Source organism: Zhihengliuella halotolerans (assembly GCF_004217565.1).
Taxonomy (GTDB): domain Bacteria; phylum Actinomycetota; class Actinomycetes; order Actinomycetales; family Micrococcaceae; genus Zhihengliuella; species Zhihengliuella halotolerans.
The window spans coordinates 925,965-951,024 of sequence record NZ_SHLA01000001.1; the positions used below are offsets into that span (position 1 = coordinate 925,965).

At 68.5% G+C, this 25,060-nt stretch carries 20 protein-coding genes, 2 tRNA genes and 1 other RNA gene; 10 read left to right on the forward strand and 13 right to left on the reverse strand.

The genetic code is table 11. The annotated features are described in order from the left end of the window. Positions 1-99: 99 nt before the first annotated feature. Entirely contained in the window at positions 100-1,311 is a 1,212-nt protein-coding gene (gene glgA / locus EV380_RS04125) for a glycogen synthase (RefSeq protein WP_130449542.1), read from the forward strand. Positions 1,312-1,372: 61 nt separating this feature from the next. Here the strand turns inward: glgA and EV380_RS04130 are convergent, their stop codons facing one another. Then, positions 1,373-3,451 (reverse strand): acyl-CoA dehydrogenase family protein, encoded by a 2,079-nt coding sequence (locus tag EV380_RS04130; RefSeq protein WP_130449544.1) that lies wholly within the window; start codon positions 3,449-3,451, stop codon positions 1,373-1,375. Next, positions 3,448-4,143, reverse strand: a complete 696-nt coding sequence (locus EV380_RS04135; RefSeq protein ID WP_102160955.1) for a TetR/AcrR family transcriptional regulator — start codon at positions 4,141-4,143, stop codon at positions 3,448-3,450. Before EV380_RS04135 ends, EV380_RS04130 begins: the two co-directional genes overlap by 4 nt. A gap of 85 nt (positions 4,144-4,228) precedes the next feature. On the opposite strand from EV380_RS04135, the gene EV380_RS04140 reads away from it, so the two are divergent. The 3 genes from EV380_RS04140 to EV380_RS04150 are packed head-to-tail and all read left to right on the forward strand — an operon-like array spanning position 4,229 to position 7,830. Further along, entirely contained in the window at positions 4,229-5,557 is a 1,329-nt protein-coding gene (locus tag EV380_RS04140; protein WP_102160953.1) for an acetyl-CoA C-acetyltransferase, read from the forward strand. Further along, on the forward strand, positions 5,558-6,895 hold the full coding sequence (locus EV380_RS04145) for a 3-oxoacyl-ACP reductase (protein WP_130449546.1): 1,338 nt from the start codon (positions 5,558-5,560) through the stop codon (positions 6,893-6,895). A gap of 5 nt (positions 6,896-6,900) precedes the next feature. Further along, entirely contained in the window at positions 6,901-7,830 is a 930-nt protein-coding gene (locus EV380_RS04150) for a MaoC family dehydratase (RefSeq protein WP_130449548.1), read from the forward strand. 1 nt (position 7,831) lies between these two features. Here the strand turns inward: EV380_RS04150 and EV380_RS04155 are convergent, their stop codons facing one another. Then, on the reverse strand, positions 7,832-9,118 hold the full coding sequence (locus EV380_RS04155; protein WP_102160947.1) for a glycosyltransferase: 1,287 nt from the start codon (positions 9,116-9,118) through the stop codon (positions 7,832-7,834). 122 nt (positions 9,119-9,240) lie between these two features. Further along, complete coding sequence (wecB, locus tag EV380_RS04160) at positions 9,241-10,386, reverse strand: non-hydrolyzing UDP-N-acetylglucosamine 2-epimerase (RefSeq protein WP_102160945.1); 1,146 nt, start codon at positions 10,384-10,386, stop codon at positions 9,241-9,243. Positions 10,387-10,739: 353 nt separating this feature from the next. Between wecB and wecC the strand changes: the two genes are divergently transcribed. Further along, the gene (gene wecC / locus EV380_RS04165) at positions 10,740-11,972 is read left to right on the forward strand and encodes a UDP-N-acetyl-D-mannosamine dehydrogenase (RefSeq protein WP_102160943.1); all 1,233 of its coding nucleotides are present in this window, start codon (positions 10,740-10,742) and stop codon (positions 11,970-11,972) included. Positions 11,973-12,051: 79 nt separating this feature from the next. On the opposite strand, the gene EV380_RS04170 is transcribed toward wecC, so the two are convergent. Both EV380_RS04170 and EV380_RS04175 read right to left on the reverse strand, forming a co-directional pair. Continuing rightward, a complete protein-coding gene (locus tag EV380_RS04170) occupies positions 12,052-12,891 on the reverse strand; it encodes a serine hydrolase domain-containing protein (RefSeq protein WP_130449550.1) in 840 nt (279 codons plus the stop codon). 27 nt (positions 12,892-12,918) lie between these two features. Continuing rightward, the gene (locus EV380_RS04175) at positions 12,919-13,716 is read right to left on the reverse strand and encodes a YaaA family protein (protein WP_130449552.1); all 798 of its coding nucleotides are present in this window, start codon (positions 13,714-13,716) and stop codon (positions 12,919-12,921) included. Positions 13,717-13,822: 106 nt separating this feature from the next. Here EV380_RS04175 and rnpB point away from each other — a divergent pair. Together rnpB and EV380_RS04185 are read left to right on the forward strand one after the other, a co-directional pair. Continuing rightward, positions 13,823-14,195, forward strand: an RNA gene (rnpB, locus tag EV380_RS04180) — RNase P RNA component class A. A gap of 189 nt (positions 14,196-14,384) precedes the next feature. After that, on the forward strand, positions 14,385-15,845 hold the full coding sequence (locus EV380_RS04185) for a glyceraldehyde-3-phosphate dehydrogenase (RefSeq protein WP_242607496.1): 1,461 nt from the start codon (positions 14,385-14,387) through the stop codon (positions 15,843-15,845). 100 nt (positions 15,846-15,945) lie between these two features. Here the strand turns inward: EV380_RS04185 and def are convergent, their stop codons facing one another. From def to EV380_RS04205, 4 genes are all read right to left on the reverse strand, one after another. Continuing rightward, positions 15,946-16,518, reverse strand: a complete 573-nt coding sequence (def, locus tag EV380_RS04190; RefSeq protein ID WP_130449556.1) for a peptide deformylase — start codon at positions 16,516-16,518, stop codon at positions 15,946-15,948. 63 nt (positions 16,519-16,581) lie between these two features. Next, positions 16,582-16,654: transfer RNA gene (locus tag EV380_RS04195), tRNA-His, on the reverse strand. A 164-nt stretch (positions 16,655-16,818) separates the two neighbouring features. Continuing rightward, positions 16,819-17,457, reverse strand: coding sequence for an oligoribonuclease (orn, locus tag EV380_RS04200; protein WP_130449558.1), 639 nt, complete (start codon positions 17,455-17,457; stop codon positions 16,819-16,821). Positions 17,458-17,480: 23 nt separating this feature from the next. Further along, positions 17,481-17,714, reverse strand: coding sequence for a hypothetical protein (locus tag EV380_RS04205; RefSeq protein WP_102161331.1), 234 nt, complete (start codon positions 17,712-17,714; stop codon positions 17,481-17,483). 203 nt (positions 17,715-17,917) lie between these two features. Here EV380_RS04205 and mptB (EV380_RS04210) point away from each other — a divergent pair, with 203 nt between their 5' ends. Both mptB (EV380_RS04210) and mptB (EV380_RS04215) read left to right on the forward strand, forming a co-directional pair. Continuing rightward, entirely contained in the window at positions 17,918-19,447 is a 1,530-nt protein-coding gene (mptB, locus tag EV380_RS04210; RefSeq protein ID WP_242607497.1) for a polyprenol phosphomannose-dependent alpha 1,6 mannosyltransferase MptB, read from the forward strand. Position 19,448: 1 nt separating this feature from the next. Next, a complete protein-coding gene (mptB, locus tag EV380_RS04215) occupies positions 19,449-21,095 on the forward strand; it encodes a polyprenol phosphomannose-dependent alpha 1,6 mannosyltransferase MptB (protein WP_130449560.1) in 1,647 nt (548 codons plus the stop codon). Positions 21,096-21,159: 64 nt separating this feature from the next. Here the strand turns inward: mptB (EV380_RS04215) and EV380_RS04220 are convergent, their stop codons facing one another. From EV380_RS04220 to EV380_RS04230, 3 genes are all read right to left on the reverse strand, one after another. Next, positions 21,160-21,789, reverse strand: a complete 630-nt coding sequence (locus EV380_RS04220) for a uracil-DNA glycosylase family protein (RefSeq protein ID WP_102161329.1) — start codon at positions 21,787-21,789, stop codon at positions 21,160-21,162. A gap of 243 nt (positions 21,790-22,032) precedes the next feature. Next, the gene (locus EV380_RS04225; protein ID WP_165391882.1) at positions 22,033-23,202 is read right to left on the reverse strand and encodes an MFS transporter; all 1,170 of its coding nucleotides are present in this window, start codon (positions 23,200-23,202) and stop codon (positions 22,033-22,035) included. Positions 23,203-24,112: 910 nt separating this feature from the next. Next, a tRNA-Arg gene (locus tag EV380_RS04230) sits at positions 24,113-24,186 on the reverse strand. 235 nt (positions 24,187-24,421) lie between these two features. On the opposite strand from EV380_RS04230, the gene EV380_RS04235 reads away from it, so the two are divergent. After that, complete coding sequence (locus EV380_RS04235) at positions 24,422-25,057, forward strand: single-stranded DNA-binding protein (RefSeq protein WP_165391883.1); 636 nt, start codon at positions 24,422-24,424, stop codon at positions 25,055-25,057. Positions 25,058-25,060: the final 3 nt, after the last annotated feature.

A 25,060-nucleotide genomic window follows, 5' to 3' on the forward strand; every position in this document is an offset into this window, starting at 1 on the left:
CTCCCTCATGTGTCTTTCGGTCCGGTCATATAAGGCCGAACCGCGTAGTACGTACCGGAAACACTATGTGAGATTCCCCGCACCGGCTACGTTGTGTGTGTGCGAGTAGACATTGTTACCAAAGAATTTCCACCGACTATTTACGGCGGGGCCGGCGTGCATGTCGCCGAGCTCACGCGGGTCCTGGCGCCGCGCGCGGAGATCCGCGTCCGCGCGTTCGGCGACCCGAGGCCAGCAGACTTCCACGGGGCCAGCGTCGCCAGCTATGCGACGCCGGAGAATCTCGCCGAGGCCAATGCCGCCGTCCAGACCCTGGGCACGGACCTGTCGATCCTCGGGGATCTGGCCGGTGCCGACGTCGTGCATTCGCACACGTGGTACGCCAACATGGCCGGTCACCTCGGCGCGCTCCTGCACGACGTCCCGCACGTCGTCAGCGCGCACTCGCTGGAGCCGCTCCGTCCGTGGAAGGCCGAGCAGCTCGGCGGCGGCTACGCCCTGAGCTCCTGGGCCGAGTCGACGGCGTATCACGGGGCCTCCGCGATCATCGCGGTGTCCGCCGGGATGCGCGACGACATCCTGCGTTCCTACCCCGACGTCGACCCGGGCAAGGTGCACGTCGTGCACAACGGCGTCGATGTCGAGTTGTGGACCCCGCGGGAGGAGACTGACGCACTCGAAGAGTTCGGGATCGACCCCCAGGCCCGCACGGTCGCCTTCGTCGGCCGGATCACCCGGCAGAAGGGGATGCCATACCTGCTGCGCGCCGCCGCGCTGCTGCCCGAGGACGTGCAGCTGGTGCTGTGCGCCGGGGCCGCCGACACCCCGGCCCTCGCCGCCGAGGTCAACGAGCTGATCGAGGGTCTGCGGCGGGACCGCGGCAACATCGTAGTCATCGAGAAGATGCTGCCGCGGGAGCAGGTTATGCAGATCCTCACGCACGCGACCGTCTTCGCCTGCCCATCCATCTACGAGCCGCTCGGCATCGTCAACCTCGAGGCCATGGCCTGCGGCACCGCCGTCGTCGCCACCGCCACCGGCGGCATCCCGGAAGTCGTCGCCGACGCCGAAACCGGCTACCTCGTGCCCATCGAGCAGACCTCCGACGGCACGGGCACGCCGCTGGACCAGGAGGTCTTCGTCGCAGATTTCGCGGCCGCTCTGAACCGGGCGCTTGCGGATCCCGAGCACGCGCGCGCCATGGGCGCCGCCGGACGCGTGCGCGCCGCCGACCACTTCTCTTGGGAGGCGATCGCCGAACGCACGCTCGAGGTCTACCGGGCAGCGCAGGCGTCCCACACGGCGCGGTGACGCACGACGGCGGTGCGGGCACCCGAGGTGCCCGCACCGCCGTCGGGGCGTATCGTCAGCCTTACTTTCCGGCGCGGGCCTTCTTGGCCGACTTCTCGGCCGCGCGCTTGCGGGCGAGGATGATCTTCTCGTCGATCGGGGCGTCGGCGGAGGCGCGCAGGGTGCGGAAGTACGCCATTGCCTCCTCCTGGCGCTCGGCCTCGATGCCGGTGACGATCTCGGCCCGCAGGTGCTCCTGCGTATAGCCGAACGCGTCGACCAGGTCCTGTGCATGGGGACGCAGCCGGGCCAGCAGGCGGTTGATGTAGGGTCCGAGCGTGCGGGCGCGCTGGCTCGAGAGCAGCCCCGACATCTGGAACCATCCCAGGTCCCGCTCGATCAGGCACAACCCGAAGAGGTCGCGCAGCCACGTCAGGACCGAGCGCGTGCCCGGGTCCTCGACCAGCTCGACCTGGCGCGTGAAAGCCTCCCACTGCAGCAGCTCGGCGTGCGCCCGCGCGGCGGAGATGATCTGCTCCTGGCGCTCGTTAAAGACCGCCGCGGCACGGGCCTGCGGGAGCTTCCCGGCACCCTTGAGGTCCTCGGCGACCTCGGCGACCATCGTCCGCACACGCTCGGCGAGCAGATTCCGCTGCGTTCCGGGGTCCTTGAGGAAGTTCGCGCTGCGCTTCTCGCTGCCTGCATCCGTCCAGGTCTGCGCCAGCTGGCGCAGACCCGACTGGTTCAGGGCGACGCCCTCGGCCCGCCGCGCAACATAGCGCGTCAGGGCGCCGGCGTCGAGCTTGCGGAACTCCTCCGCGTAGTCGGCCAGCAGGCGCTTGGCAACCAGCTGCAGCAGCACGTTGTTGTCACCCTCGAAGGTGACGTAGATGTCGAGGTCGGCCCGCAGTGAGGTGAAGCGGTTCTTGACGATGAATCCGGCGCCGCCGCACGCCTCGCGGCACTCCTGCAAGATGTCCAGCGCGTTCCACGTGGACAGCGGCTTCAGTGCGGCGGCGAGGGTCTCGAGGTCCTGCCGCGCGTCGTCGGTCGCGTCCTGGCTGAAGACCTCGTGGAATTTCTCCAGCAGCTCCTCGTGCGCGAAGCTCATCGCGTAGGTCGTCGCGATCCGCGGCAGCAGTCGGCGCTGGTGGCGCTGGTAGTCGAGCAGGACCTCCTCGGTCGTGTCGCTCGAGGCGTTGAACTGGCGGCGCTCGTTGGCGTAGCCGACCGCGATCTGCAGGGCGACCTTCGAGGCGGCCGTCGCCGCGCCGTCGAGCGAGACGCGCCCCTGCACGAGGGTCCCGAGCATCGTGAAGAAGCGCCGGCCGGGGCTCTCGATCGGGGAGGAGTACGTCCCGTCGGCGGCGACGTCGCCGTACCGGTTGAGCAGGTTGGTGCGCGGAATGCGCACGTTGTCGAAGTGCAGCCGGCCGTTGTCGATGCCGTTGAGCCCGCCCTTGAGGCCGTCGTCTTCGCCGCCGATGCCCGGCAGGAAACCGTTCTCGTCGCGGATCGGCACGTAGAAGGCGTGCACCCCGTGGTTCACGCCCGCCGTGATCAGCTGCGCGAAGACGACGGCGGCCTTCCCGTGCAGGGCAGCGTTGCCCAGGTAGTCCTTCCACGCGGCGCGGAATGGGGTGTGCACCACGAATTCCTCCGCGGCCGGGTCGTAGGTGGCGGTTGTCGCGATCGAGGCGACGTCGGAGCCGTGGCCGATCTCCGTCATCGCGAACGCTCCGGGGATCTCCAGGCTCATGATGCCCGGCAGCCACGCGTCGTGGTGCTCACTCGTGCCCAGGTGCAAGACGGCGGAACCGAACAGGCCCCATTGGACGCCGGCCTTGATCTGCAGCGACGGGTCGGCGACGACGAGCTCCTCGAAACCGGCGATGTTCCCGCCCGGGTTCTCCTCCCCGCCCATTCGCTTCGGGAAGGCGCGGTGCACGGACTTCTGCTCGACGAGGTAGCCGAGCTGGTCCAGCACCCGTTCGCGGTGCTCGGCCATGGATTGGCCCTCGATCTTCTGGGTGCGCGGCTCGGCGGCCAGCGCGCGGGCCGTGCGCCGGACGTCCGCCCACCGCCCCAGCAGCTGCTCGCCCAATTCCGCGACGTCGACGCGCGGGTCCTCGGTGATCGACTCGGGTACGTCCTGGCTCATGTTCTGGCCTTTCGTGAGGGGCCGCTGATGCCGTGCACCAGCCAGCCGGTGATCGTGTCGGTGAGTTCTTCATGGGTCGGTTTCTCGGCGGAGGCGGGCATGCGCAGCCAGGCCTCGCCGGCGGCGCGGACCATGCCGATCGAGGCCTGCGGCCACAGCAGCGTGTGCTGCTCGCTGCCCGCAGTGCGGTCCGTGCGGTCCAGATAGTGCGCGAGGGACTCGCCCATCAAGGTGGTGATGTCGCGGAAGAACGTGTCCAGCGGTTCCTCGTCCTCTTCCTCGCCGCGGGCCTCGGCGGCGAGCGGGTCGTGGGCGAGGGAGGTGACGAAGAAGTAGACGTTGGGGGAGCGCTCGGCCATGGCCAGGTACGCCGCGACCATCCCGTGCAGGCCCTCCTCCTCGGTGGCGGCCGTCTTCCCGGCCTCCAAGACCGTGCTGCGCATGTGTTCGACCACGATGCTGCCGACGGCACGGCGCAGCCCCGACTTGTCGCCGAAGTACCGGTAGAAGACCGACTTGCTGGTCCCGGCCTCGGCGGCGATGTCCTCCATCGAGGCGTTGGGGCCGAGCCGGTGGATTGCCTTGCGGGCGATGCGCAGCAGGTCGAGCCGGCGGGCTTCGCGGTGGGCCTCCCAGCGGGAAGCCCGGCCGTCCTGTTCCGGGGCGACGCCCCGATCGTTCTCCGAGTTCACGATACCGAGCGTATCAGGTAAGCTCGGTCACAGTGGTGCGGAGCACACATTCGATCCGCGCCGAGGACCGATTCCAGGAGGAACCATGGCCACTTCCACGTCGAAAGCCGCTGCGTCGAGCAAGACCCCGGCGGGCGTCCGCCCCGCCGTCGTCATCGGTGGCAACCGCATCCCGTTCGCGCGCTCGAACGGCCCCTACGCCGACGCCTCGAACCAGGACATGCTTACGGCCGCGCTCGACGGCCTCGTGGCGCGCTTCGGCCTGCAGGGCCAGCGGATCGGCGCGGTCGCCGCCGGCGCGGTGCTTAAGCACTCCCGCGATTTCAACCTCGTGCGCGAGTCCGTGCTCGGCACGGCCCTCGACCCGGCGACGCCCGCGTACGACGTCCAGATGGCGTGCGCGACCGGAATGGAGGCCATCGGCTCCCTCGCCAACAAGATCAAGCTCGGCCAGCTCGAATCGGCGATCGGCGGCGGCGTCGACACGACGTCGGACGCCCCCATCGCCGTCAGCGAGGGCCTGCGCCGCGTCCTGCTCGAGCTCGCGCGGGCGCGCACGCCGAAGCAGCGGCTCTCCGCCCTGACGAAGTTCCGCCCGAAGGACCTCGCGCCGAACGCCCCGGGGACCGGCGAGCCGCGCACGGGGCTGTCGATGGGCGAGCACCAAGCGCTGACCACTGTCGCGTGGGGCATCTCCCGCGAGGCCCAGGACGAGCTGGCTCTGAAGAGCCACCACAACCTCGCCGCTGCCTATGAGCGCAACTTCTTCGACGACCTCATCACCGAATACCGCGGCGTCGGCCGCGACACCAATCTGCGCCCGTCCACGACGCTCGAGAAGCTCGGCAGCCTCAAGCCGGCCTTCGGTCGCGACCTCGGGGACAAGGCCACCATGACCGCTGGCAACTCGACGCCGCTGACCGACGGCGCCTCGGCTGTCCTCCTCGGCTCCGAGGAATTCGCCCGCGCCAACGACCTGCCGATGCTCGCGAACTTCGTGGATTACGAGGCCGCCTCCGTCGACTTCGTCCGCGGCAAGGAGGGTCTGCTCATGGCGCCGGCCTACGCCGTCCCGCGGCTGCTCGCCCGCCAGGGCCTTTCGCTGCAGGACTTCGACTTCTACGAGATTCACGAGGCTTTCGCCGGTACCGTGCTCTCCACTCTCGCTGCCTGGGAGGACGAGGACTTCTGCCGGAACAAGCTCGGCCTCGACGCCCCGCTCGGGTCGATCGACCGCTCGCGGCTCAACGTCGCCGGCTCGTCGCTCGCGGCCGGGCACCCGTTCGCCGCCACGGGCGGGCGGATCGTCGCCACGCTCGCGAAGCTGCTGCATGAGAAGGGCTCGGGCCGCGGCCTGGTCTCCGTGTGCGCGGCCGGCGGGCAGGGCGTCGTCGCGATCCTGGAGGCGCGCTAAATGTCGAACCAGTACCAGAAGCTCGTCAACACGGGCGTGACCAAGAACATCGCGAAGCAGCTCGGGCTGCCACGCCCGGCGATGCTGCGCCGCTACGCGGCCGGGGAGCCGCTCGTGCCGGGGCCCGTCCTCGTGCTCGGTGACGGGGCGTCGGCGCAGCCGGCCGCCGATCTGCTCCTCGGGTGGGGGCTGGACGTCCTGCGGCACCTGGCGCCGGGGCGCAAGGTGGGTGCCGTCGTCGTCGCGTACGACGACGTGGCCCGCCCGGGCGACCTCGCCGACGTCGCCCTGAACCTCGGACCCGCCGTGAAGTCGCTGCTGCCCGGCGGGCGCGTGGTCTCCATCTCGCGGCCCGTGCGCGACGGGCTGGACCCGGAGCAGGCGGCCGCGCGGCAGGGCGTCGACGGGCTGGTGCGATCGCTCGGCCGTGAACTGCGGGGCGGGGCCACGGCCAACGGGCTGCTGCTCGCCGAGGGCATCGACATGAACGCGGCCTCGGCGCAGGCAGGCCTGCGCTTCCTCCTGTCCGGGCGCAGCGCCTACGTCGACGGCCAGTTCATCGAGGTCTCCGGCACGCGCGGCACGCTCCCGGGGGACTGGGAGAAGCCGCTGGCCGGCAAGGTCGCGGTCGTCACCGGTGCCGCGCGCGGGATCGGCGCGGCGATTGCCAAGACGCTCGCCCGCGACGGTGCCAAAGTCGTCGCGGTCGACGTGCCCGCAGCGGGCGGTGCGCTGGCGAAGGTCGCGAACGAGGTGCGCGGGACGGCCCTGCAGCTCGACGTGACGCGGGCCGACGCCGGGCACCTCATCATCGAGCACGCGACTCAGCGCCACGGCGGCCTCGACATCGTCGTGCACAATGCCGGGATCACTCGCGACAAGCTGCTCGCGAATATGGACGAGGGGCGGTGGAAGTCCGTGATCGCGGTGAACACCGAGTCGCAGCTGCGGATGAATCAGGCGTTCCTCGCCGCCGGGCTGCCGGGCCTGCGCGTCGTCGCGCTCGCCTCCACGAGCGGCATCGCCGGCAACCGCGGGCAGACCAACTACGCGGCCTCCAAGGGGGGAGTGATGGGCATGGTGCGGGCCTCCGCCGAGGCGTTCGCCGGCGTCGACGGCGGGATCAACGCGGTCGCCCCGGGGTTCATCGAGACCGAGATGACCGCCAAGGTGCCGATGGCGACCCGCGCGGTCGGGCGCATGCTGATGCCCTCGCTCATGCAGGGTGGGCTGCCCGTGGACGTCGCCGAGGCGATCGCGTTCCTGGCCTCCGACGCCGCCGCTGGGATCAACGGCGAGACGCTGCGCGTCTGCGGCCAGTCCCTGATCGGACGGTGAGGCGGATGGCCGGGACGAGTGAACGCCGTCGCGTCGAGCTGGGGGAGGCCCCCGCACTTGGCGGAATCTACGCGGCAGCGGTGAAGAAGACCGCGGCAGGCGGGCTGGCCGGCCTGCTCGGCGGCCGCCGATCCGGGGGTGACGACCCGTGGCAGCTGCCCGCCGTCGAACACCGGGTCCGCCGCCTGAACGTCGACACCGGGCGCCTGACCCGCTACCAGCGGCTCATGGGCGACACCGTGCGCGATGACCTGCCCTCGGTCTTCGTGCACGGGCTCGCGTTCCCGGTCGCCATGAGTGTCATGGTGGCCTCCGACTTCCCGCTGCCACTCATGGGTCTGGTGCACCTGTCCAACCGAGTCGAGCACCTCAGGCGCATCCGCCCCGATGAGGAACTCGCCGTGCGCGCCTGGGCCGAGGGCCTGCGCGAGCACTACGCAGGGACGCAGGTCGACGTCGTCGCCGAGGTCTCTTCGCACGGCGAGGTCCTCTGGCGGGGGGTCTCCACCTACCTCGCCAAGGGGGTGGACCTGCCTGGGCGAACGCGACCGGAGCGCCCCGAGCGCGTCGAGTTCGAGGCGCCGACCCGCACGGGCCAGTGGCGGCTGGGTGCCGATACCGGCCGCGAATACGCGGCCGTGCTGGGGGACTGGAACCCGATCCACCTGACGAGCTTGTCGGCCAGGGCCCTCGGCCTGAAGCGGCACATCGCCCACGGCATGTATCTGGCCGGGCGGTCGCTGGCGGCCGCGGCGCCGAGCCGGGGCGGCTACGAGTGGTCCATCGAGTTCGCGGCGCCCGTGTTCCTGCCCGGGACCGTGAACTTCGCCCTCGCCGAGGACGAAGCGGCCGACCCTTACGGGGACGTGCGGTTCGCGGGATGGAACCGTGCCGGCACGCGCGAGCACTTCGCCGGGCACGTCGCCCCGCGTTGAACTAGTGGTGGCAGGGTGTGAAGCCGAGCAGGGCAAGGTCCGCCACCGCATGTGAGCGGTAGAGCGAGAGCACCGTGCGCGCGGCCTGGTTCCAGTCGAACCGGTCCGCGTGCACGGCGGCCTGGCGCCCCCACTGCGCGAGCGCATCGCGGTGGTCGCCGAGCGTCGCCAGGGCCTCTGCCCAGGCCTCGGGTGTCTGCCCGACGACGTGACGCCCGGTCACGCCATCGTGCACGATGTGCCGGAGCCCGCCGACGAGGTTCGCCAGGACGGGCGTCCCGCAGGCCTGCGCCTCGGCGGCGACGAGTCCGAACGATTCGCTGTAGGAGGGCACGGCCACGACGTCGGCACCCCGGAACCACGAGGCCAGCTCCGCCGGCGGCATGGGCTCGAGTAGGCGGGCGGTGACCGGGCCCGAGGTCGAGGGCAGGAGCCGCTCGAGGTCCAGCTCGTCCGGGCCGGAGTGCTGGCCGATCAACACGGCCTCGTAGCGGCCCAGCGGGTCGATCTCGCGCACGCGCTGGAGTGCCTCCAGCAGGATGTGCGGGCCCTTGAGCCGTTGAATGCGCCCCGCGAAGAGGATGCGCAGCGGCCGTCCCGGTGCCGCGCGCCCGTCGTCGGCCTCGAGCCACCGGTCCGGGCCGTCGGCGCGGAAGATCGTGCGCTCCACTCCCGGCGGCACCACGGCGATCTTGTCCGGCGACGCCCCGTAGAGGTCGCGCAGCTCCTGGCATTCGGTCGGAGTGTTCGCGGTGAGGACGTCGGCTTCGGCGGCGAGGCGGTCCTCGGCGTCCAGACGGGCCGGTGGCTCGGCGGCTTGCGGATCCTCACGCAGCTTGACCCGGGCGAGCGTGTGCATCGTGTGCACGAGCGGCACCGACCACTCCGCGCGTAACGCGAGTCCAGCGAGGCCGGAGACCCAGTAGTGACTGTGGACCGCGTCGGGAGCGGCGGCGTCGTGATAGTGCCGGGCGATGGCACGGGTGAGCTGCGGAACGAAAGCGGCCAGGTCGTTCTTGGTCGCTTCCGGCGGCCCGGCCGGGAGGTGATGGACCGTGACGCCGGGGGCGAGTTCGACGGCGTGGGCCGGCTCGTTCTCGGGCACGCGGGTGAAGACGTCGACCTCGACCCCGAAGAGCGCGAGGTGTCGGCAGAGCTGGCTGACGTAGACGTTCATGCCGCCGGCGTCGCCGCCGCCCGGTTGGGCCAGGGGCGAGGTGTGCAGGGAGAGCACGGCGACGCGCCGGACGTCCTGGGGGCGTCCGTCGGGGGTGTAGGCGCCGAGCACTTTCGACCTCCTTGCGTCGTACCAGCTGCTGACATTTTCTCACGGGCCCGCGCCCGCCCAGAACAAACAAACCCTGGGCCTTGTGCATGTTTGCACAAGGCCCAGGGTTTGTCTTTAATCGTCTACTGGTCGAACTCGTCGATGCGTTCGCCGACACCCAGGAGCTGGGCGATGGCGGCCACGGTGCGCTCGGCGGCGCGACCGTCGCCGTACGGGTTCACGGCGTTGGCCATCGCGGCGTAGTGCTCCTCGTCGTGCAGCAGCGCGGCGACCTCGTTGTAGATCCGCTCCTCGTCTGTGCCGATCAGGACCACGGTACCGGCGCTGACGGCCTCGGGGCGCTCAGTGTTCTCGCGCATGACCAGGACGGGCTTGCCAAGGCTCGGGGCCTCCTCCTGGACGCCGCCCGAGTCGGTGAGGACGATGTTGGAGATCGAGAGCATCCGGGTGAACTCGCCGTAGGCCAGCGGCTCCGTGACGATGATGTTCTCGAGTCCCTCGAGCGCGGGCAGGACCGCCTCGCGGACCACCGGGTTCTTGTGGGCCGGCAGGACGATGGTCACATCCGGCTCCGCCTTGGCGATGCGGGCCAGCGCGCGGCCGACACCCTCCATGGCGCCGCCCTGGTTCTCGCGGCGGTGCGTCGTGACGAGCAGAACGCGGCGCCCGGACGCGGCAAGTTCCTCGAGCTGCGGATCCGAGAATGGGAGCTGCTTGTCGACCGTGGTCAGCAGGGCATCGATGACCGTGTTGCCCGTGACGACGATGTCGTCGCCGTTGGTGTTCTCCGTCAGGAGGTTCTGCTTGCTCACGGACGTCGGGGCCAGGTGCAGGCTCGTGATCTGCGACGTCATCTTCCGGTTCGCCTCCTCGGGGAACGGGGAGAGGATGTTGAAGCTGCGCAGGCCGGCTTCGGCGTGGACGACCGGGATGCCGTGGTAGAAGGCGGCGATGGCCCCTGCGGTTGACGTCGTCGTGTCGCCCTGGACGATCACGGCGGCCGGCTTCTCCTCGCGGAAGATCGCGTCCAGCCCGTCGATGGTGCGCGTCATGACGCCGTTGAGGCTCTGGTTCGGACGCATGATGTTCAGATCCATGTCGGGCTCGATCTCGAAGATCTCGTTGACCTGGTCCAGCATCTCGCGGTGCTGTCCGGTGACGACGACCTTGCTGTCGAACAGATCGGAGGCCTCGAGGGCCTTGACGATCGGGGCCATCTTGATGGCTTCCGGGCGGGTGCCATAGATGGGCATGATCACTGGTCGCATAGTGGCGCTGTTCCTCTTGAAGTCTGGTGAGTTGGTCATTCTTCCGTGTGTTGGGGCAACTCTATCAACGCCCGGGTGCATTCATTGGTGAGCGGGCGGTCCTGTTCACCGCGTGTTTATTAAGGATTCGTGATCTGTACGACGACGGTGCCGCCGACCCGGACCGATCCGGTGTCGCGCGGGGCGTGATGTTAGGATTTTGTCCGCGGAGTGGTGGAAGGCGCGCCATTTCGATTCTTTGCGCACTCGGTTTCGCCCGCCCGTCGGTGGCGCCGCGTGGTGAGCCATTTCGCTCCTGCCGGGTTCGCTTTGATCAAACGACAGCAAGACAGACAACAGGTGAGGAAGCCTCAATGGCGGAAATCAAGAGCGTCGCGGTTATCGGGTTGGGCTATATCGGCCTGCCCACCGCAGCGATTCTGGCAACGAACGGGGTCGACGTCGTCGGCGTCGACGTCAACCCGAAGACCGTCGAGGCGGTGAGCCGGGGCGAGGTTCCCTTCGTCGAGCCGGACCTGGGCGGTCACGTGTCCCGGGCCGTCTCCGAGGGCACGCTCAAGGCGTCGCTCGAGACTCCCAAGGCCGACGCCTACATCGTCGCCGTGCCGACGCCGTTCAACGACGACAAGACGGCCGACCTTTCCTACATCGAGGCCGCGGGCTCCGCCATCGCGCCGCAGCTGGTCGGCGACGAGCTGATCATCCTCGAGTCGACGTCCCCTCCCGGGGCGACTCAGCACCTTGCTGACCACATCCTCGGCCTGCGCCCGGACCTCTCGATCGAGAACCTGCGCGTCGCGCACTGCCCGGAGCGCGTCCTGCCGGGTCGCGTGATGGTGGAACTCGTCACCAACGACCGCATCGTCGGCGGCATCACGACCGCCGCGGCTGAGGCCGCCCGCGACCTGTACCAGAAGTTCTGCGAGGGCGAGATCCTGCTCACGGACGCCACGACCGCGGAGATGGCCAAGCTGGTTGAGAACTCCTTCCGCGACGTGAACATCGCGTTCGCCAACGAGCTCTCGATCATCTCGGACAAGTTGGGCATCAACGTGTGGGAGCTCATCGAGCTCGCGAACCACCACCCGCGCGTGAACATCCTGCAGCCGGGTCCGGGCGTCGGCGGGCACTGCATCGCGGTGGACCCGTGGTTCATCGTCTCCAGCGCGCCGGAGGAGGCCAAGCTCATCCGTCAGGCCCGCGTCACCAACGACGCCAAGCCGGACTGGGTGATCGAGCAGGTCGAGAAGGCTGTCGCGGACGTCGACGGCACTGCGAAGGTGGCCGTGCTCGGCCTCGCGTTCAAGGCCAACATCGACGATCTGCGCGAGTCCCCGGCCATCTCGATTGCCCAGCGCCTGGGCGCGGAGTTCGGCGAGGCCAAGTTCCTCGTCGTCGAGCCGCACATCGACGAGATGCCCAAGCAGCTCTCCGGTCTGGCCAACGCGGAGCTGGTCGCCACCGGCGACGCGATCGAGGAGGCGGACATCGTCCTGCTGCTCGTGGACCACGCCCAGTTCAAGACGATCGACCGGTCCACCCTCGAGGGCAAGACCGTCATCGACACCCGCGGAATGTGGCGCTAGCACCCGCGTAGACGAGGAGGCCGCCGGAACCACGTTCCGGCGGCCTCCTCGTCGTCTGGGGTCTGGGGCCCGGGTGCGGTCAGCGGGCGGCTGTCAGGGCCCGCACGACGGCGTCGGAGAGCGGCGGCCATGCCTCGATGGCCCACGGACCGAAGTCGCGGTCGGCCAGTGCCACACATGCGGCCCGCAGTTCGGGATCGACCCAGAGGAACGTCCCGGCCTGGCCGAAGTGGCCGAACGTGCGCGCGGAGTTCGCCGAGCCGGTCCAGTGCGGATTCTTGCCAGCCTTGATCTCGAAGCCCAGCCCCCACGCGTTGTCGCTCTGGCGCCCGAAGCCGGGCAGCACGCCGGGCAGACCCGGGAACTGCACCGTGGATGCGGCTTGGAGGGACTCCGGCGCCAGCAGCGTGGGCGACATGAGCTCGGCGGCGAAGCGCGCCAGGTCGGCGGCAGTGGACACGGCGCCTGCGGCCGGGGTGCCGTTGAGGGTCGTGTCCGTCATGCCCAGTGGCGCCAGCACCGCCTCGTCGAGGTACTCGCCGAAGGGGATCTTCGTGGCCTCCTCGAGCGTTTCGCCGAGCACCTCGAACCCCGCGTTGGAGTAGATGCGCCGCGTGCGCGGCGCGGCGCGGACTGTCCGCTCGCCGAAGTCATAGCCGGCTGTGTGGGCCAGGAGATCGTGCACGGTGGCCCCGTCCGGACCGGTGGGCGTCTCGAGCTCGAGCGCGCCCTCCTCGAGGGCGACGAGCACCGCGTAGGCGGCCAGCGGCTTCGTGACGGAAGCCAGCCGGAAGCGGGCCCGCTGGTCGCCAGCGGTTCCGTAGGTGGCGCCGTCGTGCCCGACGACGACGGCGGCGGCGTGATCGACGGGCCAGTCGCCGATGGCGGCGAGGGCGGAGGATACGGGGGAGTGGGTCATGGTGCTGCCTTCCGGGGTGCGGTGGTCTCAGCGGGCGAAGGAGTGGTCCTCGGGCAGGACGATGGTCAGCTGGTGCGGCTTGCGGGCGGTGCCCGCCGTCAGCTCAGCCTCCCACTTCTCGCGGGCGACGGCGAGGAGCTCGTCCGGCGTGCCCGGCTGGGCCCCCGGGCGGGTCAGGAGGTGCCGGATCAGCTCGCCGCGCGTGTGCTTGGCGAAGTGCGAGACGACTTGCCGGGCGCCGCCGCGGACCTGGACGACGGACACCGTCACCGTTTCGGCGGCCGGCGGGGCCCAGGCGGCGGCGTACGTGCTCGAGCGGCAGTCGACGACGAGTTCGCCGGCGGCGCGCTCGGCCAAAGCGCGGGCAAGCCGCGGCTTCCACCACGTGGCGAGGCGGCCGAGCGGAGCATCCGCCGGGGCGGGCAGCTTGACGGACATCGAGAGGCGGTAGGCCGGGATGACGTCGGCGAACCCGACCGCGCCCCACAGCGCGCTGACGACCAGGATCGACTCGTCGGCGAGCCGCTGCGCGGGCGCGGGCAGCGTGGCGTAGCCGAGCGCCTCGTACAGCACGCCCGTGTAGATCGTGTGCGCGGGCCCGGCCGGCTCGTCATGCAGCCTCCGGTTGCGTTCGACCTCGTGAGCGAGCGTCTCGCCGACGCCGAGGACCTCGTGCGCGTCCGCTCGGCCCGACGTTTCGGCGAGGGCATCGAGCACCGCGAGCCGGTCCGGGGTGAGGGAGGGGAACGAGAGGGCGTGCGCGTCGAAGGGCGTCGACGTCGACGCTTGCTGTTTGCCTTCGGAAGGCGGCAGGAGAATAAGCACGCCTAGCATCGTATCGGCGTGCGGGCCCTGTGGCCGAGCCGGCCGCTCGTCGAGGGTCGCATGCGTTCGGCGCGCCTGTCCGGGCGCGATAGACTGGGAGCTTGGACGGGATGGCTGGACGATCGCGTGCCGCTTCGGCGGCCCGAGGAACGTCCGGGCTCCGCAGGACAGGGTGGTGGGTAACGCCCACTCGGGGCAACCCGCAGGCCAGTGCCACAGAAAATAGACCGCCCGCGTTCTACGCGGGTCAGGGTGAAACGGTGGTGTAAGAGACCACCAGCGGCCCAGGTGACTGGGCCGGCTCGGTAAACCCCACCCGGAGCAAGGCCAGACAGGCTGCGATTGAGGGCTGTTCGCCCGAGCAGCCGGGTAGGCCGCTCGAGTGCACCGGCAACGGTGCGCCTAGATGGATGATCGTCACCTGCTGGTGCGGGCAACCGCAGCAGGCACAGAACCCGGCGTACAGGTCATCCCGTCCTCCTCAACTGTGATCAGCCTCACGCTGCCGCGTCCGTTCGGCATCGGCGCGCCGCTTATCATGGAAGATGAGGAGCAACGAGGCTCCATCGGGGAGAGATCCTGACACCCCGCGAACCGTATCTGCAATGGTGCTTACACGGTGCCAGTCGGCCAACGGATCCATGGCCGATGCGAAGGAAGGACATTTAGTGACCCAGCAGTCTGCAGCGGCCCTCTCGGAATGGAGCGGACGCGAAGAACTCGCCGAGGCCATGATCCCGCTCATCGGGCGGCTCTACCGCAAGAACAACGTGGTGACCTCCGTATACGGGCGCAAGCTGATCAACAAGTCGGCCGTCGACATTCTCAAGGCCCACCGCATCGCCCGCCACAACGACGGCAAGGAACTCCCGCTCGAGGAGACCTACCCGCTCCTGCAGGCCATCGCCGGCCTGAACCTGGGCGCCGCTTCCGTGGACATCGCGAAGCTGACCCGGAAGTACAAGGAATCCGGCAGTGGTGCCGAGATCTCCGATTTCCTGAAGGCCGAGTTCGGCGATCTCGTCGGAGCTGCCGGCGCCTCCGAGGCGCAGCCGCGCGACGTCGTGCTCTACGGCTTCGGCCGCATCGGCCGCCTCCTGGCCCGCATCCTGATCGAGCGCGGCGGCTACGGCCTGCGCCTGCGTGCGATCGTGGTGCGGAAGGGATCCGACGACGACCTGGTCAAGCGCGCGTCGCTGCTGCGCCGGGACTCGGTGCACGGCCCGTTCGACGGTTCCATCACCGTCGACGAGGAGAACAGCACGATCCAGGCCAACGGCACCCTGATCAAGGTCATCTACTCGTCCGACCCGGCCGCGGTGGACTATACCGAGCACGGCATCAACGACGCGATCGTCGTCGACAACACGGGTCGGTGGCGCGATCGCGAGGGTCTCGAGCAGCACCTGCAGGCCAAGGGCGTCTCCCGGGTCCTGCTCACGGCCCCGGGCAAGGGCGACGTGAAGAACATCGTGCACGGCATCAACCACGGCGACATCGTCGAGTCCGACACGATCGTTTCGGCCGCATCGTGCACGACCAACGCCATCACCCCCGTGCTGAAGGCGCTCAACGACGAGTACGGCGTCGTGCACGGCCACGTCGAGACCGTGCACTCTTTCACGAACGACCAGAACCTGATCGACAACTTCCACAACGGCGACCGCCGCGGCCGCTCGGCGGCCCTGAACATGGTCATCACGGAGACCGGCGCGGCCAAGGCCGTGGCCAAGGCGCTGCCGGAGTTCGCCGGAAAGCTCACGGGCAACGCGATCCGCGTGCCCACCCCGGATGTCTCCATGGCCATCCTCAACCTCAACCTGGAGCGCGAGGCCACCAAGGAAGACGTCAACACGTACCTGCGGCAGACGTCCCTGAACAGCCCGCTGCACAAGCAGATCGACTACATCGACTCGCCGGAGGTCGTCTCGACGGACTTCATCGGTTCCCGCCGTGCCGGCATCGTCGACGGTCTCGCCACGATCGCCAACGGCAAGAACGCCGTCGTCTACGTCTGGTACGACAACGAGTTCGGCTACTCCTGCCAGGTCATCCGCGTGCTCGAAGAGCTCGCGGGCACGCACCCGAGGGCTTTCCCGGTCCTCGAGTCCGAGCTGGCGACCGCCTAGGGCTTTCTCGGCCCGTTACAAGACGACGACGCCGTCGCCCGCTTCGGTGGGCGACGGCGTCGTCGTCTTCAGGGGAGGGCGGCCGGGACGGGCCTGCGGCTCAGTGTCCGAAGGGGTCGGGGTCGACGCCGGGCAGCCACGAATGGCCTGCGACGCCCCAGTCGAGCTGCTTCTTGGCCTTCTTCCAACGACGGCTCCACTTGTCGTTGAGGCGATCGACGTAGAGGAAGCCGTCGAGGTGGTCGTACTCGTGCTGCATGACGCGGGCGAACCAGCCGGTGGCCTCGAAGGAGATCGGCTCACCGTCGCCGTTGAAGCCCTCCACGCGCGCGTACTCCGCGCGCTTGAGCGGGAAGGAGAGCCCCGGGGCGGACAGGCAGCCCTCGACCTCCTCGTCGGGGTCGGGCTGGGCACCGGAGACCTTGGAGAGGGTCAGGCGGGGGTTCACGACGACGCCGCGCGCCGGCACGCCGTCCTCGTTGGCGAACTCGTAGGTGAAGAGCCGCAGGCCGACGCCGATCTGCGGGGCGGCGAGGCCGACCCCGTTCGCCTCGTCCTGGGTGTCGAACATGTCCTGGATGAGCGCACGCAGCTCGTCGTCGAACTCGACGACCTCCTGGGCGCGGTGGTGCAGGACGTCCTCGCCGTAGATCACGATCGGTCGGACTGCCATGAACTTCCTCCTCGGCGGGCAAAAAACAAGCCGCCCCGGTCATGACCGGGGCGGCTTCTTCGGGGTGAGTAACGGGGCTTGAACCCGCGACCTTCTGGACCACAACCAGACGCTCTGCCGACTGAGCTATACCCACCATCGCGGCACCGAGCACGTCACTCGCAGCTGAACGCTACGCCTGAGATGCTAGGTCGCTATGCGCGTCTGACACGAGGTTTTCGCCTCCTGCCGTCCGGGCAACGCACACTATCTTACACACATTCCTACCCGATTGCCCTAATCGAGAAGGCGTGCCGTGCATCACACTGCCGGCGGGGCGGCGTCTGATGCGTCGTTCTCGGCGACGACCGCCCGGGCGATCTTCTGTGCGGTCTTGCTGTCGGGCCCGGGGGCGGGCACCATGACGGCCTGCCGGTAGTAGCGGAGCTCTTGAATCGAATCGCGGATGTCGCCGAGAGCGCGGTGGCCCCCGGTCTTGGCAGGGGCCTGGAAAAAGGCCTTCGGGTACCAGCGGCGCGCGAGCTCTTTGATCGTGGAGACGTCGATGATCCGGTAGTGCAAGTGCTCGATGACCTCCGGCATGTCCCGCGCCAGGAAGTTGCGGTCCGTGCCGACGGTGTTTCCGGCCAGCTGGGCCTTGTTCGGCTCCGGGACCCACTTGCGGATGTATTCCATGACCCGGCCCGTCGCCTCCTCCATGGAGACGCCGTCGTCGAGGACCTCGATCAGTCCGGAGTCGGTATGCATCTTGCGGACGAAGTCGTTCATCTGGGCGAGAGCCTCGTCCGAGGGCTTGATGACGACGTCGACCCCGTCGCCGAGGACGTTCAATTCGGGATCGGTCACGAGCACGGCGACCTCGACGAGCGCGTCGGCTCCGAGGTCGAGACCCGTCATTTCGCAGTCGATCCACACAATGTTTTCTGCAGAAATAGGCACGGACCCAATCTACCCGCAGTGCGCTAGTCGCCGCTCGCCCGGCGGGCGAAGCGCAATGTGACGAGCCAGAGCAGTGTGAAGGCGACGGCCGTCGTCGTGCCCGCTGCCACGGACGCCCCGACCGACAGGCCGAGGCGCGGACCCGCGAGAGCGACGACGACGGCGGCGAAGAGACCCCAGCCCAGGACGGCGTGCGCGCCGGCGGGGGCGGGCGGACGGCGGGCACCGTCCGGGGTGCTGGCTGCGTGACGACCCATTGACGCTCCTGACTGGCGATAACCGGATGCCGCAAGCATAGGTCGGCCGGGCGTCAGACGTGACGAACGCGTCGCGCGCGGCGTGTGGCTCTTCGCCTCACCCCGAGGCTCAAATGTTAGGATCTAGGGCATTGACTAACCCCGCGTGAGTCCCAAATCGCGCGGCCGCTAGTCCCGTCCCGACCCGACTCGAAGGAACGTGCGTGAACGTGACCGAACCCGGTACTGCGGATCTGACCGCGGCGCCCAAGGTTAACCGCACGTTGGTCGAGGGAAGCATCGGGGCCTTCCTGATCGTCCTGGGCTCGCTCGGCATCGGCTGGCTCGCGAGCATTTCGCCGCTTCACCGCGTTGAGTTCATGATTCTCCTGCGCACCGAAACGTGGGGCGTCATCGCCTCGACGTCGGCGATGACGATCGGCTGCTGGATCATGTTCCGGGCCTGGCTGCGGCTCGGGCAGAAGCTTCGCGGCTGGCCCGAGGGCTCGCTGGTCGTCGTGCGCCGCGCGTGCTGGGCGTGGGGGCTGCCGCTGCTCGCGTGCGTGCCCATCTTCAGTCGCGACGTGTACGCGTATATCGGCCAGGGCAGGCTGGTAGCCGCCGGCCACGACCCGTACCAGCAGGGCATCTCGACGATATCGAACTGGTTCCAGCTCGGCACCGACACGATGTGGTCGGAGTCGACGACGCCGTACGGTCCGCTGTTCCTGAACGTTGAGCACGTCGTGATGATGATCGCGGGGGAGAACCCCGATCTCGCTGTCTTGCTGTTCCGCCTGGTGGCGTTCGCCGGTGTTGTGCTGTGCATGGTCTACACACCTAAGCTCGCGGCGCTGCACGGCGTCTCCGGGGCCAAGGCCACATGGATCACCGTCGCCAACCCGCTCTTCCTCGTCTCGTTCGTCGCGAGCGCCCACAATGACGCCCTCATGGTGGGCCTGGCCGTCGCCGGCACCTACTACGCGGCGACTGGCCGCGGCATTCGCGGCGTCCTGCTGATCACGGCCTCCATCGGAATCAAGCCGATCACGATGGTTCTGCTGCCGTTCATCGGTTTGCTGTGGGCCGGGCGTGGCGCGTCGTGGCCGCGCCGGTTCCTCTACTGGGTCTACACCGCCGGCATCGGACTGGGCCTGATGGTCGTCATCGGCTACGCCAACGGCTACGGCCTGGGCTGGCTGACCGTGATGCTCACGACCGGCACGGGCTACAGCGTCTACGCGCCGATCGGCATTCTCATCAACTTCCTGAACGGGTCGCTGGGCACGCTCGGCCTCGACAGCTCATGGGTGCTGCCGACGCTGAAGCTCATCGGCCGGCTGGCCTCCGTCGCCATCGTCCTGCTCCTGATGTTCAAAGGCAGCCACGGGCACATCGTACAGAGGATGGTGCTCGCGTTCACCGCCTTGGTTGTCCTGTCGCCGGTCATCCACCCCTGGTACCTGCTGTGGCTGCTGCCCTTCTTCGCCGCCTCCGGGATCCGCGACGACTGGCAGATCGTGTGGGTCTACTTCACCGTTGCGTTCTTCATCGCGTACGGCGTCGCCGACCAGCTCTTCGTCTGGCAGTTCATGAGCGATGTCAAACCGTTCCTGCAGCAGCTCGCGACCCTCATTTCGTGGGCGTTCATGATCTACCTCGCGGTGTTCGATCCGAAAACGAGACTGATCTTCGTCGAGTTCCGCAAGTCGTTGCGTCTGCCCCGCTCTCTTCGCTTCCGAAAGGCGGGCTAGCGTGCCCCGTCCGCCCGCCGCGACGGAACCTTCGCAGCCGTTCCAGCCGCCGCAGCTGCCGTTTCCGCAGCTGACCGGCGGACTCGAAGCCCTGCGACGGCGGCTCTCCCGTCTGCCGATCCTGCGCCACCTCACCGGCGGCCCCGAGGCTGACGTGCACGTGGTCCTGGCCCAGGGCCTTCTGGCGAGCATCATGATCCTCGTCGGGTCGTGGGGAGTCGGATGGCTCGCGACGAGCCAGGAGTCGATCTTCGCCCGGGCGACCACACTCAACATGCTGCGGGCGGAGACGTGGGTCGTTCTCACGTGCTCGCTGCTGCTGGCCCTCGGATCGATGTTGCTCTGCCGCGCCTGGCTGCGTCTGGGGCAGAGGGTCATGGCCGGGCAGGCGGGCATGGTCGCCGTGCGCCGCGCGGTGCTCTCGTGGTCCGCGCCGATGCTGGCGAGTTTTCCGATCTACAGCCGGGACGTCTACTCGTACCTCGCCCAGGGCCGGCTCATGCAGCAGGGGATGAGCCCCTACGAGAACTGGGTCTCGCAGCTTCCCGGCTGGTACGCCGAGGGTGCGGACAGCCTATGGGCTGAGTCCCCGTCGCCGTACGGCCCGTTGTTCCTGCTTTTCGCCCGCGGGACCTACTTCATCACCGGGGGCGTGCCTGAATTCGGGGTGCTTTTCTTCCGGGTCCTGGCGGTCGCCGGGGTCCTCGCGTGCCTCTACGCTCTGCCCCGGCTCGCCCGTGTGCACGGCACCGACCCCGGGTGGGCCGCATGGGTGTGCATCGCGAACCCGTTCTTCCTGGTCACGATGGTCGCCGGCGTCCACAACGACGCCGTCATGGTCGGCGGGCTCCTGCTCGGTTTCCTCTGCGTCGCCCGCGGCCAGCGCGTGCTCGGCGTTGTCTGGGTCTCGGTTGCGATCGCGGTCAAGCCCATCGTCGTCCTGGCCCTGCCCTTCGTCGGGTTGGCCATGCTCCGTGCAAGGAATGACCGTGAGTCGGCCGCGGTCACTCTGCGCCAGAAGATGGGAGTCTGGATCCTCACGGGCTCCGTCGCCTTCGTGACGCTCACTCTGGTCGGCGCCGTTTCCGGGCTCTGGTTCGGATGGATCACCGCCATGGCGACCGCCGGTTCGGCCGCTTTCCCCTACGCGCCGATCGGCCTACTCGGGCTGCTGATCGGCTGGATCGCCTCGCTGTTCGGTGCCGACACCATGACTGTCGCCAGCGGGGTCTTCGCCTTCTTCAGGTACCTCGCCGTGGCACTCGCGTTCTGGTGGGCATTCCGTCGGCCCGCCCACCAGGCCTTGTTCTCGTGCGGGCTCGCGCTGACGGCCGCCGTCGTCCTCGCCCCCGTGATCCAGCCGTGGTACCTGCTCTGGCTCGCGCCGCTCTTCGCGGCGTACCACCAGTACGGGGGACACATCGCCCGGATCTGGTACGCGGTGAGCATGGTGCTGGTCCTGCTCGTCGTCATCGAACAGGTGAGTGTCGCCCAGTGGATCGACCAGCTGTTCGTGCAGCTCGTCGCCGCGCTCGGCGGCGTCGTTTACCTGGCCTACATCATGTTGGTCGATCCGAAGACGGCGCGGCTCTTCACGCCCCTGAGCAAGGCCATCGTGCGGCGCCGGGCGGGCGGACGAAAGGCCTGAGAAAAAAGCTGGGCCGCACCAGCTGGAAGCTGGTGCGGCCCGACCTGTCGGTCACGTCTCCGATTTAGCGGGGGAGTGCGATCCCGGTCCGGGCCATCGAGTCCTGGTACGCGTTGCGGATCTCTTCGAGATTGGCATGCTGACGCTCGGGAGCGCCGGCGAAAGCCCGTCCTCCGAACGACTTGACCTTGTAGACCTTGAAGCCGCGGCGCCAGAGCAGCGGGTTCTCGGTCTTCAGGAGCTGGTCGGCGAGACGGTGGGCCTCCGTGCCGTGGGCGACGATGACCGACGCCCGCTCGACAACCTTGAGCATCCGCAGCAACGGCTTGAGGCCGTCGCGGATCTGCGGCGGCTGAAGACGGCCGTTCGGCTCGTTCGGGGTGTGCCACGGGTGGACGTTCCACGGCATGACGTACTCCGGACGAAGGCCCAGCTGCCACTGCAGGCCGAGCTGGCGGGTGATGGCTTCCGAATCCCCGGCGGTGACGAAACCGGACGCGTCGGCCACGCCGACATTCGAGTAGAGAGAGACGATCTTCGCCTGGTCCGCATCGTGCACGGGATCCACATAGCTGACGGAGAAGCCCGGCCGAAGCGCTGCCGTCTCATCGAGAATGCGGTTGACGGGAGCGATGTGCTCCTCGTAACGACGGTCCCACAACGTAGTCGATGGTTCTGAGGCAACAGCTGTCATGAAGGGGCGACACTCCTTGGCGATTTTTGGGCGCGTTGACTGCACGCTGAACGGTGGCGTTGAAACTGTAGGAGGGCTCCGGCGGCGACTTGCGGCGTCGGCCGGAGGCCATCAGAGCGCGGCATATCGCCGCGGGACCTTCTAAGGTTACCAATGTGTGAACGGAAATTGGACGCTACGACGAAATAGGTCGGTGAGAGACTTCCCACCCCGGCCCCGATTGCCGCCGCGGGGGACCGCCGGCTAGGAGTCGGCGTGGCGCTCTCGGGCCGGGCGCGCCGCCCGCGGAATCGCCAGCAGGGAGAGCATCAGGAGGCCTGCGACGATGTACAACGCGTTGAGGACGCCCCAATGCTCGCCGAGGATTCCCAACGCCGGGGGGCCGACCAGGAACGCGAAGTATCCGCAGATGGCCACGGTGCTCACGCGCTCTGCGGCGTGAGTGGGATGGTCGGCGGCCAGGGTGACGCCGATCGGGAAGCCGAGGGATCCGCCCAGGCCCCACAGCAAGGCGCCAAGGACGACTAGCCAGGTGTTTTCGGCCAGGATGAAGAGCAGCAGGCCGGAGAGTCCGAGGAGGGCGAGCCCGATCAGGCTCTTGGCGCGACCGAACCGGTCGATCAGCGGTCCTCCGAGCATGCGTCCGATGGTCATCGCTGTGACGAAGGCGCCGAAGACAAGCGCTCCGACCTCCTGCGGCAGGCCGTGGCCGTCGACCGCGCCCAGCGCGATCCAGTCGTTCGCCGCGCCCTCCGTGAGGGTCATGCCGACGACCAGGAGTCCGATGAACGCCAGCCTGGGATCGCGCAGCAGGCGGAGCTGCTGGGCCAGGCGCTCCGGGCCGGTCTGCTTGGGGCGTGGCACCTCCTCGACCGTGGGCAGGCGCGGAATGAAGCGCACGGAGTAGAACGACGCGAGCGCGACAAGGGCGCCGACGGCGGCCAGATGAACCGAGACGGAGACTCCGGTGGCGGCCGCTCCGGCGCCCACGAGGGCGCCGGCGATCGTCCCGAGGCTGAAGAAGGCGTGCAGCATTGGCATCAGCGTCTTGCGGATGCTGCGTTCGAGCTGCGCACCTTCGACGTTCATGATCACGTCGGTGATGCTGAAGGCGAAGCTCTGGCCGACGAGGGCTGCCGTGGCGAGGGCGAACGTGCTGTTGCTCTCGGCAGCCAAGCCGAGGAGCACGGTGGCGACGGCCATCCCCAGGAGGCCGTAGAGGATGCCGCGCCGAGCTCCCAGAAGCCGTTGGAACCACGGGGCCAGCGTCAGGCCGAAAATCGCGCCGGCGGCTCCGCCAAAAAGAAGCAGGCCGACGTCGGCTGTGGTCAGATCAAGATTGTCGCGCACAGCCGGGATGCGCGAGACCCAGGATGCGGTGGCGAAGCCGCAGAGCGCGAAGACAGCCAGCACGGCATTGCGCCAGGGGGTCGACCCCGTCGGGGGAGTGTTTGGAGGCACAGGCGATGACGGTGCCGTAGTGGAAGACGCCGTCACCTCGTATCTCCTGTCGAGTTCGTTCTGCATCGCCTGGATTCTGCTTAGTTTTTCATTCACCGGAAACTCTGTGCCATCAACGCTAGCCTGCGCAGCTGGGCGAATATTGTGAAGAATCTGTGAAGGTCTCACTCGTAGTCGGCCGGCTATCCGACGGTGACTGGTCCGTGGTGTCCCGGCTCGGCCTTCCGAGTCCGAGCAAAGTGACATTGCCGACTGCGGGCCGAATCAATCCACGGACGATTAAGAGGGCTTGCCGACCCGGTGTAGCTCAGTCTGGTCCGCAACTCGGCTCGGCGGCTTCGGACGCGGCAGCGTCTGGCTCGGGACGAACAAGTTCGCGACGAGGCCGGCGCTGGCTGCGGCGGCGAGTAGGGCCGGCATAGCGACCCAGAGGAAGGTCATCGGTCATACCCCCAACGGATTGATAGACCCGTTGATCTTACACCCGCGCGTTCAATGATCTCGTTGGACGCGACGGAATGGCCGCGCGAGTGTCGCGGATCAGCCCGTAGCAAGTCGACGGCGCCGTCGTCGCCCGGCTCGTCGTCGCCCGGCCCGTCGTCGGCCTTCCCCCGTGAGAAAGGGTCTCCGCTCAGCGGGAAGCAGGTCTGGGTGCTCTAGCAGGCGTTTCTGAAGCGGACTGGCGTGCAGGCAGCGCGCGTTCACGACGAGATCAAGCACGTCGTCGCTACCCGATTTGAGGGGCGCGTTCTGCGGCCCCGAAGCGCCGGCGCCGGCACCTGATCCGCCCTTGCTCCCTCCCAAGACGACGAAGAAGCCCCAGCCGGGTCCACGAGATACGGATCTGACTGGAGCTTTCTCGTGCCCCCGGCGCGACTCGAACGCGCGACCGGCAGATTAGAAGGCTGCTGCTCTATCCAGCTGAGCTACGGAGGCATGGGCCCAACAAGGCGCCGCGACCATTCTAGTCATCGTGGCGGCGCGGGCTGAAATGACCGCCGGACCGGCTGTCCACAGCGGTCTCGAGTGCGCCCGCTGTCCACAGTTCCGCAGCGCAGCGCAGACACAGCCGAGGGTCCTGTCCAGACTGAGAACACGCGCCGGACCGACGCCGCACCCTGCGGCAGTCACGGGTACCGGTGGCGTCACCAGTGGAGGAGTTGGAAGAGACATGACGGATTTCGTGACGATCAAGGGCAACCTGGGTGCCGCCCCGAAGTATTCGGCGAAGAACGGCGTTCCCATCACGCGTTTCAACGTGGGCTCGACCGAGCGCCGGTTCAACCGGTCGACGCGGGAGTGGGAAGACGGGCACACCAACTGGCATCGGATCGTGGTCTTCCGCGACCAGGCCAAGAATGCGGCGGTTTCGCTGGCCAAGGGCTCCGCCGTGGTGATCCACGGCCGCATCCGCAACCGGCGTATCAACCAGGGAACCGAGGCCGAACCAAAATGGCTCTACCTCTCGGAAATCGAAGCTGATCATGTCGGCGTCGACCTGAATTGGGGTTTCGTGAATTATTTTCACGGCGTCGCCGCCGAACCGCCCCAGAGCGAAAGCGGGCTTCGGAGCGAATCCGCCGTGATTCCCGCAGGACAGGACTCGCGGGAGCCGGCCGAGGAGGAGGACGACGGTGATGCTGCCGGTCCGATCCCGCCGCAGCGCGAGACGGATGCAAGCCCCGGATGGGGGAGCAGCTTCGGGTCGCTGACGGACACTGACGGTGGCAACGGTGCAGTCGACGACTCCGACCCCGGGACCGATGAGACGGGGGAGCAGTCGAACGGTGTTCAGCAGGCAGCTTGAACG